The organism is Thermoactinomyces daqus (assembly GCF_000763315.1).
GTDB lineage: Bacteria > Bacillota > Bacilli > Thermoactinomycetales > Thermoactinomycetaceae > Thermoactinomyces_A > Thermoactinomyces_A daqus.
Map to the genome: position 1 here is coordinate 204,389 of NZ_JPST01000003.1, position 14,327 is coordinate 218,715.

Below are 14,327 nucleotides of genomic sequence, written 5' to 3' on the forward strand. Positions count from 1 at the left end.
GCAGCTTCATCGCGCTGTCCCATCCCCTGACATGAGAGGAGAATAAAAATGAATTACGATTCGCTCCACCATCCATATCCGTCACGGCGGTCAACGGTCTATGCCAAAAACGGAATGGTTGCCACATCACAGCCCCTTGCTGCCCAAGCCGGACTCTCGATTCTCAGGCAAGGGGGAAATGCTGTTGATGCGGCCATTGCCACAGCCGCCACCCTCACCGTGGTCGAACCCACATCCAATGGAATCGGCGGAGACGCCTTTGCCCTCGTCTGGACAAAAGGAAAACTTCACGGTTTGAATGCCAGCGGTCCGGCGCCGCAACTCCTTTCGGGCGAAAGACTCAAAAAGGCGGGAATCAAAGAGATTCCGAAATACGGATTTATTCCGGTCACCGTTCCCGGAGCACCAGCCGCCTGGGCGGAACTCTCTGCCAGATTCGGGAAACTCCCCTTTGCCGAAGTGCTGCGTCCGGCCATCGACTATGCCGAAACAGGCTATCCGTTAAGTCCGGTTCTGCAAAGTTACTGGTCTCGCGCCTTCCAAACCTATAAGAAACAACTGAGGGGCGAAGAATTTGCCGCCTGGTTTGATACGTTCGCATCGGAAGGAAGAGCTCCGGAGGTCGGGGAGATCTGGCGCTCTGCCGACCACGCGAAAACACTGCAATCAATCGCCGAATCCAAAGCAGAATCTTTTTATCGCGGCGATCTCGCCGAAAAAATCGACCTCTTTTCCCGACAATACGGCGGCTACCTGCGCGCAGAAGACCTCGCCGCCTACAAACCGGAGTGGGTCGAACCGATCCATGTCCGATATCGCGGCTATGAGGTATGGGAAATTCCGCCCAACGGCCAGGGTCTGGTCACCCTGATCGCTTTGAACATCTTAAAAGGCTTCGACTTTGCGGAGCGGGATACGGTCGACACTTTCCATAAACAGATCGAAGCGCTCAAACTGGCATTTGCCGATGGCAAAAAGTATATCGCCGATCCCCGACATATGCGCGTAAAACTGGAAGAGTTATTATCCGACGCCTATGCCGAAGAACGGCGACGCCTGATCGGCAGGGAAGCATTGCTGCCGGAAGCGGGAAAACCGCCCCGGGGTGGAACGGTCTATTTATGTACGGCAGACGGCGAAGGGAACATGGTCTCATTTATCCAGAGCAATTATATGGGATTCGGTTCCGGACTGGTCGTCCCCGGCACCGGAATCGCCCTGCATAACCGCGGCCATAATTTCACCTTGGATGAAACGCATGCCAACTGGTTGCAACCCGGAAAAAAACCTTACCATACGATTATTCCCGGTTTCCTGACAAAAGGAAATAAGCCTGTCGGCCCGTTTGGCGTGATGGGCGGTTTCATGCAACCGCAAGGACATCTGCAAGTAATCATGAATTCCATTGATTTCGGGCTCAATCCTCAGGCCGCCCTGGATGCGCCAAGATGGCAGTGGATCGATGGGAAAACGGTAGAGGTGGAACATTCCACCCCGGCCCATCTGGTCGAAGCTCTGGCCCGGCGCGGTCACGATGTGAGATGGTCGCTGGGCTCCGGCAGTTTTGGACGGGGACAGATCATCTGGCGACAAGAAAACGGCGTGTTGGCAGGAGGAACCGAACCGCGTACCGACGGGCAGATTGCCGCTTGGTAAACCGGTTTCCAGGATATAAAAAAGCTGGTCAACCAATTTTTGTGAAAGGTTGGCCAGCTTTTTCCGGTTTGTCCTATTCATCGTGACAATGCAGAAAAACACGCTGTCCCGGCTGAACGAGCAGCAGAAGAGGCAAATCTTCCGGGAAGACGGAACCGACGACATTGATGCGCGGATCAGCCGGCAGATCACGGAGAACGATCTGGACTTCTCCGCGGTACCGCCCGTACTTGTCGTTATCCATCGTTACCGTTCCCCGGGGACGGGCCGTGGTATTGGCCGGCGGAACGGGACCGGGGCTGCGCGTATCCATCAAGCGCAACACATCACGGGCAAAATCGGGACGCAACTGATATTCCCCGCCGGCGAGGGAGGAAGTCCGAATCCGCAGCGGAATGACCCGGTCAAAAGCATAGGCAACAAGTTGTTCCAGCAAGCCTTCGCCTGCATCGGGATCACCCACATACACCTCGTCAACACCATCGCGAAAAAGCTCCACCGCCGCCACAAACGGGTCGAGCTCCCGATGCTTTTCCAGCGTCGGCAAACCTTCAAACAGCGGTCCGCGTTTCTCACCGCGCCCGGGGACAAAGGCGGCAACCCGGATGCCATACTGCCGGAACCGATCAGTCTGGGCTCGGAAAAATCGCTCATCCAAACCGGTTTCGCGGCGCGGATAAAAATTGTGCCAGGCGATCAGCTGCTCCGATGCGATTCCAAAAAGCCGCTGCAGATCGGCTTCAGACAGAGTGCTGGCATTGAGCGCAATCTGAAACCGCTCAGCCAAGCAAACCATCGTTTCATGATCAAAATAATCATCGAGCCGGAGTCCGGTCACACCGAGCTCAGACAGTTCTTCCAGCCGTCCAATGCCCAAATGTTGCGGGGTACTGCGGGAAACGTCGGCATAGACGTCAATGCCCATCTCCTTCGCTGTCTGCAACAACATCTTCGCCCGCCCGGCCAAGTCGCCTGACTCCTCCGGGATGTGGAGAGAAGTGAAAGCGCGTGTCACTCCTTTGGAGTGCGCTTCTTCCAACCGTTTCCCAGCCAGTGGATCATTTAAATAAAACGATACACCGATCATGCAAATTCCCCTGCCATTTCATCTTTGAAACCGAACCAGTACGTGAACAGGAACCCGGCGATGTAGGAAATGACCAGTCCGATCAGATAGAACAAAATCTGATGGGCCACCACCAAAAACGTCAGCGGCAAGCCGGAAACGCCAACGGCAATGGTGGCAACTTTGAAATAAGCTTGGAAGGCCCCGCCGATCCCTGCTCCCAGACATGCCGTCAGAAACGGGCGTCCCAGCGGCAATGTGACTCCGAAGATCAGCGGTTCCCCGATCCCGAGCATCCCCGATGGCAAAGCACCGCCCACGGCTCGTTTCAGACGCGCTTTTTTCGTCTTGAAGTAAATGGCGAAGGCTGCTCCCACCTGCCCGGCTCCGCCCATCGCCAAAATCGGCAACAGCGGGTCGCTTCCGGTCGAATTGATCAATTCCAAATGGATCGGCGTCAAGCCCTGATGCAAACCGGTTACCACCAGCGGCAGGAAAGTAGCGCCCAGCACAAAACCGGCAACCGGACCTCCGATGTTTAACACGGCCAACAATCCTTTGGTGATTCCCTCCGAGATCAAGCCGCCGACCGGCATGAAAACAACATAGGTAATCAGTCCCGTAATCAGAAGAGTGAGGGTCGGCGTCACAATAATATCGAGGGAAGCGGGGACAAAACGACGAATCCGTTTTTCAAGGAAAGCCATAAAGATCGCCGCAAACATGACTCCGATCAAACCGCCGCGTCCGGGAACCAGCGTTTCCCCGAACATGCTGATTTTCGCTATATCCGGGTTGATAACCAAAATACCGGCCAATGCCCCCAGCGCCGGTGATCCGCCAAACTCTTTCGCCGCATTCAATCCTACCAAAATGCCCAGATAAGCGAACAAACCCGAACCGATGACAGTCAGTATCGTGGCGACAGGCGACTTGTCCGATAACCAGCCCGCCTGCACAATGGCTTTGGAAATGCCGGAAATCAAGCCCGAAGCGACAAGTGCCGGAATGAGCGGAATAAAGATGCCGGCGATCCGGCGCAGGAACAATTTAAACGGTGTTGCATTTTTTTCCTTCAGCTCCGCTTTTTTGGCGGCTGCTTTCTTTTGCAGATCAATATCCCTTCCCGCCTCCCGGAGCAATCTGCCAAACTCCGCCGAAACCCGGTTCACCACACCCGGTCCGACAATGATTTGCAAAGTATCGGCCTCAACGACCCCCATCACCCCGTCCAAACTCTTCAAAGCTTCTTTGTCCACAAGTTTCCCGTCTATTGGCTTTACGCGGAGTCGGGTCATGCAATGAGTAAAAGAATCAACATTATCCGGCCCGCCAAACAGCTCCAAAATTTTACGGGCGAGCACTTGATGTTTCTTTTCTTGGGCCATGGTTGGTCCTCCTCTCATATTGTAAGCGCTTTAATTTCACCGCTTGTTTTTCCCGGTCAGCTTGCGAATCGCTTCCCGGGTCTTGTCAATCGATTTCACTGTTTGCTAATACTGAGCAGTCGCCAGGCAAAAAAACAAAATATCAATCATGTGAAGCTGGGCCAGACGGGAAGAAGCCGCCGCGCTGCGAAAAGGTGCTTCGTTCTGATACGAGGTATGCAGACGGATGTCGGACAAAGAGGACACTGTCGACACGCCGTAATTGGTTAAGCTGATCGTCAGGATGCGCTGTTCTTTGGCCAGTGTCACTATTTTGACCACCTCCGGCGTCTCTCCGGAGAAGGAAATGGCAAACAGCACATCCTGTTCATCCGCATTGGCGAGCAGAGTGGCCACCAGGTGCAGATCGGAAAAGGCTGTCGCCGCCTTGTTGATGCGCAGCAGCTTCTGCTGGGCGTCAGCCGCGATAATCCCTGAAGCCCCCACACCGAAAAAGTGGATGTTTTTCGCCTTCAAGAGCACCTGTACAGCGCGTTCCAGCTCCTCGTAATTGATGATATCGGCAGTATCGCGCAAACTTTGCAGGCTGTTGTTCGTCAATTTTTGCACGATGGAGTACATCGATTCATCAGGATCAATATCCCGATATCCCTGTTCGGGCGACTTCATCAGATCGCCGGCAATCCGCATCTTCAACTCGCCAAAACCTCTCAGCCCCAGCGATTTGCAAAGGCGAATCACCGCGGCGCTGCTCGTGTTTGTTGCTACTCCCAACTGATGGACTGTCTGATTGAGCGCTTCATGGGGATGTTGCAAAATGTATGCGGCGATCTTCCGTTCCGAGGGAGGCAACTGCTCCAGCATGCCGGCAATCATCTTCAATCCGCCTGTCGTCACTGCCTTTTGCCTCCCAGCACAATCGCTTGCCTTACGTAGCCCTGCGCCCTGTGCAGCAGTTCGGTTGCCTCCTCATAGGAAACACCGGCTTCAATCATGACAATCGCCGTTTTGACTTCGTGGTTGGCCTGTTCCAGCGACGCTTTGGCCTCTTCATAGGAAACGCCGGTCACGGTGCAAATGATGCTGATCGCTCTCTCTTTCAGTTTGTAATTGCTGATATTCACGTCCACCATTAAATTTTCGTATACTTTCCCCAGACGGATCATGGCCGTCGTCGAGATCATATTGAGAATCATTTTTTGTGCCGTACCTGCTTTCATCCGGGTCGAACCGGTCAGTACCTCGGGTCCGACGATCACTTCAATGCGATGATCGGCCACTTGGCTGATTCGGGCCTGTTCGTTGCAGGAGAGGGCCACCGTTTTCGCCCCGATGCTGCGTGCATAGCGGAGAGCGCCGATAACATAAGGGGTGCGTCCGCTGGCGGCGATGCCGATCACGGTATCCTTGGACGTAAGACTGATCCTCTGCAAGTCCTGCTCCCCCAATTCTTCTTTGTCCTCAGCTCCTTCCACCGCCTTGACAAAAGCTTTTTCCCCGCCGGCCATCAACCCTTGCACCATTTCCGGCGCCGTACTGAACGTCGGCGGACATTCAACGGCATCAAGCACACCGAGCCGACCGCTGGTTCCGGCACCGACATAGATGAGCCGGCCACCCTGTTTCAACGAATCATAAGCGTATTCAACGGCCACTTCCACATCCGGAAGCACTTCCCGAACAGCCAGGGCCACTTTTTGATCTTCTTCGTTGATCAGCTTCAGGATGTCAATCGTACTCGCCTGATCGATCTGCATGCTGTTTGGGTTTCGCTTTTCGGTTGTAAGTGCGTGTAATCGTTCTTTCATAAACATTAGCCTCCGGTCTCCATAAAAGCTGAATAAGAAATGTATCCGTTTTCATTTTCATTATACCACGTTTGAAACAAAATTTTATTCATAATATGTCATTGTTCGAAATTTTATTTTAAAGATCCCAAACGAGCAGATCAGAAAAATGCAGAACCAAAAAGTGCCGGATTGGCCTGTATAATGCGATTTGACATGGTTCCGGCGACCGGAAAAACAAATCCATGTTTACCTGTATCCAATCCCGGGTAATAAATGAGAAAACAGGTGTTGTTATTGATTCTCCCCTCAACACGGGAAGAAAAAAACCCGCCTGACCGAAGACAAGTGGAACAGAGTGATTTCTTGCGCTCTGTTCCTTTTTTTTTGGCGGACAGAAAAGGAGGCTGAACATGAAAGAACAAATCCGCGAGATGAACGTCATCAAAGGGATATGCATCCTGGCCGTGGCCGTCATTCATGCAACGGGCACATTTCTCTCATTTTCCGCTGAGCCGGGCAACATTTACTTTTATCTCAATCATTTAAGCCGATTTAGCGTTCCCGTCTTTTTTCTCTCCTCGGGGTTGCTTCTCTTCTACCAATATCACGATCGCGAACCGTTTCCCCTGTGGAATTTCTGGCGAAAGCGAAGTGCGTTCATCCTGTCGCCGTTTCTCATCTGGTCACTGATCTATACCGCCTACCTCTGGTGGGACAACCCCCACAACCTCACAGGCACTGTGACGGACAATCTCATCAAAATCCTGCTGGGCCAGGGATATTACCATCTTTACTTTCTCTTTGTTCTCGTTCAACTTTATTTCCTGTTTCCTCTTCTGTTGAAAGGATTTAAAAAGCTGCCCGATTCATTGATCCTGGTGCTGACCCTGTGGGTCTCCATCCTCGCCTTAAGCTTCAACTGGAATGAATGGACATCGGTCTGGGGCATTTCCGTCGATGAATACAACATTCGCCGTTTCTTTCCCGTTTGGTTGTTCTATTTTGCGTTTGGCGGATGGTTGGGAATGAACTGGCAGAAGGTCCGGAAACAGCTGAACAGCATCTCCTTGTCGGCAATTGCCCTGACTGCCATTCTGCTTGCTTTTCTGATGACCTTGGAAGTCGGATTGGAAAACCGGAGCGGATTTTATTCTCTGGTTACCGTTCCTTATGCGATTACGCTTTTTGTGCTGGTCTACCGGCTTGCCCGGCAGTTTTCCCTCAAAGGAATCTCTCTCATCGGCCGCCACTCGTTCGGCGTCTATCTCATGCATCCGATGGTTCAGGCGCTCTGGGTTAAGTTCCAACTGGTTCCCAAGCCATTCTACGGTTTTCTCTTGCTGCTTGCCGCCATGATCTCCCTTCCGCTGCTAATCACAATGGGGCTGCATCGTTTCCGGCCGGGAGCATATCTGGTCGGAAAATGAACAAGGACTGCTGGCAAAATGGAATGTCAGCAGTCCTTTCATTTACTCCGGGCTCCGGATCCTTATTTGGGCTGCATGCGGATCGCTCCGTCCAAACGGATGGTTTCACCGTTTAACATCGGATTTTCCACGATGGATTGAACCAGCCGCGCATATTCATCCGGCAACCCGAGCCGCGGCGGGAATGGAACCATCTTTCCCAGCGATTCCCGTGCTTCTTGTGGCAGTGACGCAAACAGAGGCGTATCGAACAGTCCAGGGGCAATGGTCATCACCCGGATTCCATACCGGGCCAGTTCCCTGGCAATCGGCAGTGTCATGCCAACAATCCCTCCTTTGGACGCACTGTAGGCCGCCTGCCCGATCTGTCCGTCAAACGCGGCCACGGAAGCTGTATTGACAATCACCCCCCGTTCCCCTCCTTCATTTGGCAAATTGGCTGACATTTTCTCCGCGGCGAGACGGATCACGTTAAACGTGCCAATGAGATTCACCTGGATTGTTTTCACAAAAGAGGAAAGCGCATGCGGCCCTTTTTTCCCCAACACTTTTTCGGCTACGGCCACCCCTGCGCAGTTGACGACGATATCGATTTTGCCGAACCGTTCCTCAATCCGGTTGACCACTTGCCTGACAGATGCTTCATCTGCCACGTCCGCCGTGAGGAAGAAAGCATCATCTCCTAACTCCGCCGCCAATTTTGCCCCCTTCTCCTCTGCGAGATCGACAATAGCCGCTTTTCCTCCTTCCGCCACCAAACGCCGCACCGTCGCCTCTCCCAGACCCGATGCGCCGCCGGTCACCAGGGCGACACAATCTTTGATTTTCATTCCGACTTCCTCCTCCCCGTCCGTTAAACAAGCCGTTCAATAATGGTTGCGTTCGCCATGCCAAGACCTTCACACATGGTCTGTAACCCGTAACGCCCGCCGCGCCGTTCCAGTTCATGCATCATGGTTGTCATCAACCGGGCCCCCGATGCCCCGAGCGGGTGTCCGAGAGCAATCGCTCCCCCGTTGGGATTCAGTTTTTCCGGATCGGCACCGGTTTCCTTCAGCCAGGCAAGCGGAACCGGTGCAAACGCTTCGTTTACTTCAAACACATCGATCTCACTCAGGGTGAGGCCCGCCTTTTCCAATACTTTTTTCGTCGCCGGGATCGGTCCGGTGAGCATCAGCGTCGGGTCCGATCCGACCACAGCGCGTGCCAGAACGCGAAAACGCGGTTTTAACCCGAGTTGTTCGGCTTTGTCACGGGACATGATCAGCAAAGCCGCCGCACCGTCACTGATCTGGCTTGAGTTACCCGCATGAATCAGCCCGTTTTCCTGAAATGAAGGAGAAAGCGCTCTCATCTTTTCCATTGAAGTATCTTCCCGCGGTCCCTCATCCTTGTCTACAATTATCTTTCCTTTGTCTGGCAAAGTAACTTCCAGAGGCAAAATCTCTTGTTGAAAACGCCCGTCCTTCTGCGCCTTCACGGCTTTTTCGTGGCTGTTCAAAGAAAATTCATCCAATTGCGCGCGGCTGAAACCCCATTTTGCGGCAATCCTTTCCGCCGATAATCCCTGGTTGATGATTTCATAGCGGGAAGTGAGCTTCTCGCTGTATTCCGCCCCCTGCATATTGGAAAACATGGGAACGCGGGACATGCTCTCGACCCCTGCCGCCACCACCACATCCATATCCCCGCTCATAATCGCTTGGGCCGCGAAATGAACGGCCTGCTGACTGGAACCGCACTGCCGGTCAATCGTCGTTCCGGGCACTTCCACCGGGTAACCGGCGATCAAGGCAGCGATTCTCCCGATATCGCCCGCCTGTTCCCCCACCTGGGAAACACAGCCCATGATCACGTCTTCCACCATCTCAGGGGAAATGCCGGCTCGCTCGACTACCGCCCTTAACACCATCGCGGCCAGTTCATCGGGGCGGATACCGCTTAAAACCCCGTTTCGGCGCCCAATCGGCGTTCTTACTGCTTCCACGATCACTGCTTCGCGCACATCAATCTCTCCTTCTCCATTTCTCTAAATAATGTTTTCCTCCCGAAAACGCAAGATTTGTTCCTCGTTATACCCCAATTCCTGCAAATACTCTTGGTTATGCTCACCCAAGGAGGGAGCAAAAGAGCGGATCGTCCCCACCGCTTCCGACAGTTTGATCGGAATCCCCGGAAGCCGGACATTTCCGACTGAGGGATGTTTCGTGTCCTCGATCATCCGGCGATGGAGCACCTGCGGGTCACGCACCATTTCATCCATATTCAAAACCGGTGAGACACAGGCGTCTTTTCCGGCAAAAACATTCATCCAGTGCGACAGCGTCTGTTTTTTGATCGCGGCGGCAATGATCTTTTTCATCTCCTCCTGTTCCGCTGGCGTTGCCTGTAAACGGGGGATCAGATCTCCCCTGCCGATTCCGTGGCAAAAGGTTTTCCAAAACTTGGGCTCGAGCGCACCCACTGCCAAATACCGATGATCTGCCGTTTCATAAACGCTGTAACAAGCCAGCCCGCCCGACAGGGGCAATTCCCCCCGTACCGGTTCCTTCCCTGTCGCCAGATAATGCGGGAGAATTGTCTGCATCCAGGAAATAACCCCGTCCAACATTGAAATATCCACCAGTTGTCCCCTTCCGGTCTGATCACGGGCACGCAAGACCAAAAGAATTCCAGCGACCGCCATCATTGCCCCGCCCCCGAGATCGGCAATCTGCACCGCGGGCAGAACCGGTTTTCCTTCTCTTTCACCTTGCAATGCCAACAACCCGGCATAGCTGATGTAATTGAGGTCATGCCCTGCCTGGTCGGCATACGGGCCGTCCTGACCATAACCGGTAATGGCGCAATAGATCAACCCGGGGTTGATTTTTTTCAAGGCATCATATCCAAGCCCCAGTCGCTCCATCGTACCTGGACGGAAGGATTCGATTACAACATCTGCCCGCTGCACCATTTCCCGGAAAATATTCTTGCCTGCCTCTGTCTTCAAATTAAGGGTGACGCTTTTTTTATTGCGGTTGAGAGAGGCGAAGAGCGCACTTTCCCCGTTCCATTCGTTCCCGTACCACCTGGCGTAATCGCCCAGGCCGGGCTCTTCAATCTTGATCACCTCCGCGCCAAAGTCCGCCAAAAGCATGGTACAATACGGCCCTGGCAACAGGCGGGTCAGGTCAAGCACACGCAGAGATGAAAGCGGCAATGGCACTTGCGAATCCCCCTCTTTCGCTTCTCATAAACCGAGGCGTTTGGCGATAATGGTTTTCATGATCTCATTGGTGCCCGCATAGATGGCGGAAACCGGGATATCGCGGTAACGGCGCGCGATCGGATACTCTTCCATGTATCCATACCCGCCATGGAGTTGCAGGCACTCGGCAGCCACTCGCTTGGCCATTTCCGTCTGCCACCATTTGGCCATCGATACCCGGGTCACCAGATCTTCTCCTGCCATGTGTGCGGCAATCAATTGATCGAGAAACGCCCGCCCCACCTCAATCTCTGTCGCCATTTCGGCAATTTTGAACTGTGTGTTTTGAAATTGGCTGACCGGTTGTCCGAACGCCTTGCGCGTTTTTACATAATCAATGGTCATCCTGAGCATCTCTTCCGCCGCCACCTGTGCACAGATCGCTACCACCAGGCGCTCCTGTTGCAGCTTTTCCATCATGTACGCAAATCCTTTTCCTTCTTCCCCCAGCAAATTTACGGCCGGAACCCGGCATTGATCAAAAATGAGTTCCGCCGTATCCTGACAGTGAAGCCCCATTTTGTTCAGCTTTCTTCCCCTGAAAAATCCCGGAGTACCCCGTTCCACCAAAATGAGGCTGATTCCTGTATGTTTGGGCCTTGCATCGGGATCGGTCTTGACGGCAACGAGAACCAGATCCGCTGAAATTCCGTTGGTGATAAAAGTTTTCTGCCCATTGATCACAAATTCGTCGCCGTCGCGGATCGCGCTCGTCTGAATGTTAGCCAGATCGGAACCCGCTCCCGGCTCGGTCATGGCGATGGCCGTGATAATATCCCCGTTGGCGCATCCCGGCAACCAACGGCGTTTCTGCTCCTCCGTACCGTAGGCAACGATGTAAGGAACGACGATATCATTATGAAGTCCGATCCCGACAAGTCCGGAACCGATGCGTTCCAATTCCTCATTGATCACCACAGAGTAGCCCCAGTCGACTCCCGAACCGCCGTATTGCTCCTCCAGACCCGGACACAGATACCCTTGATTCCCCATTTTTCTCCAGAAAGAGCGGGGAATTTCGCGATTCTTCTCCCACTGATCATAAAAGGGAGCCGCCTCTTTTTGCAGAAATTTGCGCAGGGATTGGCGAAAGAGCTGGTGATCTTCTGTCAGGTACGGATGGTTCATTCCTCTCCCCTCCCTCATTCGGGCTGTTTATTGCCACGATCCACTCCTTAATAGAAACTTCTGAATCTTACCGCTGGCATTGCGCGGAAGTTGTCCGACAAAAACATATCTCCGGGGCCGTTTGTACCGGGCCAGCTTTCCGCTTTCCTGGCAAAAGCGATCCAATTCATCGGCCGTGAGATCCGGATTTTTTTTGACCACATAAGCCACCACCCGCTGCCCCCACTTCTCATCCGCTTCTCCCAGGACAGCCACATCCAGCACCCCGGGGTGTTCATGCAACAAATCCTCCACTTCCCGAGGATAAATATTTTCTGCACCGCTGGTAATCATGTCATCCACCCGGTCGGCGACCCACAGATAGCCGTCTTCATCGACATAACCCAAATCCCCAGAATGGTACCAGCCTTTGTACATCGCTCTGGCTGTAGCCTCTTCCCGTTTGTAATACCCCATCATCATGCACGGCCCGCGCATGATAATTTCGCCGACATTTCCAGGTTCCAGCACATCATCCGGTTCTGACGGCGCTCCTTCCCGCACTTGGACCACGCGAATTTCATGGCCGAGGCACGCTTTCCCGGCTGATCCCGCCTTGCTCAGCTGTTCGTCCTCGAATAAAAAGGTGACCGCAGGCCCCATTTCCGTCATGCCATAAGCCTGAATCAGATCAATGCCCAACTTTTCCCGGCAGGAGCGCACCAGTGCCGGAGCCATCGGAGCCCCTCCGTAAAAACCGAGGCGCAGAGATCCCAGACGATTGTAGTCAAATTTCTCCTGCAACAACATATTCCACATGGTCGGAGCAGCAAAAAAGTAGGAAATTTTCTCATCAGCAACAATCTGCCATACTTGTTTTGGAGCAAAATGATGCATGATCACCTGGCTGGCGCCGACCATAACACGGGGCAAAAAGCAACAGTGCAGTTCGGCACAGTGAAACATCGGCGCGACGGTCAATCCACGATCTTTCGCCGTCAGCCGTTTGGCTCCGATCACAATCATACCCTGCTCCACCATAGTCCGGTGGGAGTGCATGACGCCCTTGGGCTTTCCGGTCGTCCCGCTGGTATACATGATCGCGTAGAGATCCTCTTCCGATACATCTGCATCGGGCCGGGTATCGGACGCAGCGAGAACCTGCTGATGATAATCAACCGCATAGTCAGGAGGATCAGAGTCAATAAACCAGAAGGCGGTTCCCGGGAAGCCTTTGTGAACCGCGGCAACGCAGGGCTCAACAGCCTGTTCAAACAACACGATTTTCGGTTCGGCATCCTGTAAAATAAACGCGATTTCCTCAGCAGACAGGCGAAAATTGACCGGATTGAAAACGGCGCCGATCTTGGCACAAGCGAGGAGGGAAGTGGCCAGCTCTTCCGTGTTATAAAGGTACGCAGTAACCCTGTCCCCTTTGCGCACACCGGCTGCCAGAAAAGCATTGGCTGCCCTGTTCACCTCACGGTCCCACTCTCTGTACGTCAAACGCCGTCCCTTCCTGACATCATAAACCGCTTCCTTCTGCGGAAATTTGCTGACTGTTTGCTCAAACATCCGCCCAATGGTAGGATGCATCTGGTTCCCTCCCCCAAATCGGATCGCCTGATCTCTCCTGATTCTTTTTCAAATCACTATTCATTAATTTCTTTATATTATGAAACCATTTCTATGATTATTGTAACAAAAAATGAAAAACTGTGTCGTTAACTTCTGAAAGAAAAAGCCGGGCCCGCAAACCCAGCCCAGCTTGTTTTATCTTTCAAAGGGGATCGGTACTATTCTGCGGCAACCTTTACAACCAGGGAGCCGGAAGCAAAAAGCGGCACCAATCCACAACCTCGGAAGAGTCCAAACTTAACTTTTTACTGTGGAATCCGCAGCGGATTTTGCAACTCTCTTTTTATTTTTTTCGGATCGAGAGACATCGGCTCATCCGGGGTGACGCGGATGATTTCCGGCAGTGTGGTTGGCGGAGCGGCTACTTTCCGCCTCAGCGCATTAACATGAGCTGGAGCATAGATTGCCACTGTGATTCTCCCGTTTTGAGTCTTCGCCGCAATTCTGATTGGAACGTTTAATTGATTTTGAAACTTGAAATCAGGTTCTTTCCAGGAAACAGTGGCATCCCTTCCTTTCGGCACATATGTAACAACATGACTGTGGCTCACCCGTTCAATAATGCGCAACCCGGCAGCATCCGCGGCATTGTACAAAGTGGAAGAGGTTTGGCAGACCCCGCCGCCGATTCCTTCCGTATACTCTCCTTTCACAATCTCCGGAGCAGGCAAATATCCGCGTTGAGGCGTCCGCTTTCCCACCACCTGATTAAAGGAAAACACCTCTCCCACATTCAGCACATGGCCGTTAATCGCCTCGCTTGACAGTTGGATATTGTGGACGCGATTCGTCTTGGTCTGGTCAAAAAAAGTTGCATAGGAAGCGAGAAGCTTGTCTCCCGTATTGAGCAAATCAAGCGTTTCCAGCCTCCCGTCCCTTGTCGGAACGCTCACTTCCGTTTGCTTCGGAGGAGCCTGGTTCCCGGTTTGATTTTGCTTCAACGCACAGCCGGATCCCAAAAAAAGCGCACACAGAATAAAAATCGCCCAGCGCTTCATCTTCAAC

The 14,327-nt window shown here is 53.1% G+C and carries 12 protein-coding genes; 2 read left to right on the forward strand and 10 right to left on the reverse strand.

The window, feature by feature from the left end; genetic code table 11:
• Positions 1-48 precede the first annotated feature (48 nt).
• Positions 49-1,656, forward strand: coding sequence for a gamma-glutamyltransferase family protein (locus JG50_RS0101410; RefSeq protein ID WP_033099293.1), 1,608 nt, complete (start codon positions 49-51; stop codon positions 1,654-1,656).
• A 73-nt stretch (positions 1,657-1,729) separates the two neighbouring features.
• Here JG50_RS0101410 and JG50_RS0101415 read toward each other — a convergent pair whose 3' ends face one another.
• From JG50_RS0101415 to murQ, 4 genes are all read right to left on the reverse strand, one after another.
• Positions 1,730-2,743, reverse strand: coding sequence for a MupG family TIM beta-alpha barrel fold protein (locus tag JG50_RS0101415; RefSeq protein WP_033099294.1), 1,014 nt, complete (start codon positions 2,741-2,743; stop codon positions 1,730-1,732).
• Entirely contained in the window at positions 2,740-4,110 is a 1,371-nt protein-coding gene (locus JG50_RS0101420; RefSeq protein ID WP_033099295.1) for a PTS transporter subunit EIIC, read from the reverse strand. The genes JG50_RS0101415 and JG50_RS0101420 overlap by 4 nt, the downstream gene beginning before the upstream one ends.
• Positions 4,111-4,215: 105 nt before the next feature.
• A complete protein-coding gene (locus JG50_RS17985; protein WP_052153873.1) occupies positions 4,216-5,007 on the reverse strand; it encodes a MurR/RpiR family transcriptional regulator in 792 nt (263 codons plus the stop codon).
• A complete protein-coding gene (gene murQ, locus JG50_RS0101430; RefSeq protein ID WP_033099296.1) occupies positions 5,004-5,918 on the reverse strand; it encodes an N-acetylmuramic acid 6-phosphate etherase in 915 nt (304 codons plus the stop codon). The genes JG50_RS17985 and murQ overlap by 4 nt, the downstream gene beginning before the upstream one ends.
• 392 nt (positions 5,919-6,310) lie before the next feature.
• On the opposite strand from murQ, the gene JG50_RS0101435 reads away from it, so the two are divergent.
• Positions 6,311-7,327 (forward strand): acyltransferase, encoded by a 1,017-nt coding sequence (locus tag JG50_RS0101435; RefSeq protein ID WP_033099297.1) that lies wholly within the window; start codon positions 6,311-6,313, stop codon positions 7,325-7,327.
• Positions 7,328-7,389: 62 nt separating this feature from the next.
• Here JG50_RS0101435 and JG50_RS0101440 read toward each other — a convergent pair whose 3' ends face one another.
• The 6 genes from JG50_RS0101440 to JG50_RS0101465 form a co-directional block, all read right to left on the reverse strand.
• Positions 7,390-8,157, reverse strand: coding sequence for a 3-hydroxyacyl-CoA dehydrogenase (locus JG50_RS0101440; protein WP_033099298.1), 768 nt, complete (start codon positions 8,155-8,157; stop codon positions 7,390-7,392).
• Positions 8,158-8,180: 23 nt separating this feature from the next.
• Positions 8,181-9,332, reverse strand: coding sequence for a thiolase family protein (locus JG50_RS0101445; protein WP_033099299.1), 1,152 nt, complete (start codon positions 9,330-9,332; stop codon positions 8,181-8,183).
• Between the two features lie 24 nt (positions 9,333-9,356).
• The gene (locus JG50_RS0101450; RefSeq protein ID WP_033099300.1) at positions 9,357-10,535 is read right to left on the reverse strand and encodes a CaiB/BaiF CoA transferase family protein; all 1,179 of its coding nucleotides are present in this window, start codon (positions 10,533-10,535) and stop codon (positions 9,357-9,359) included.
• 24 nt (positions 10,536-10,559) lie between these two features.
• Positions 10,560-11,705: an acyl-CoA dehydrogenase family protein gene (locus JG50_RS0101455; RefSeq protein ID WP_033099301.1), complete on the reverse strand. Its 1,146-nt coding sequence runs from the start codon at positions 11,703-11,705 to the stop codon at positions 10,560-10,562.
• Between the two features lie 27 nt (positions 11,706-11,732).
• Complete coding sequence (locus JG50_RS0101460) at positions 11,733-13,280, reverse strand: fatty acid--CoA ligase (protein ID WP_033099302.1); 1,548 nt, start codon at positions 13,278-13,280, stop codon at positions 11,733-11,735.
• A gap of 287 nt (positions 13,281-13,567) precedes the next feature.
• Positions 13,568-14,320, reverse strand: a complete 753-nt coding sequence (locus tag JG50_RS0101465; protein ID WP_052153874.1) for a VanW family protein — start codon at positions 14,318-14,320, stop codon at positions 13,568-13,570.
• Positions 14,321-14,327: the final 7 nt, after the last annotated feature.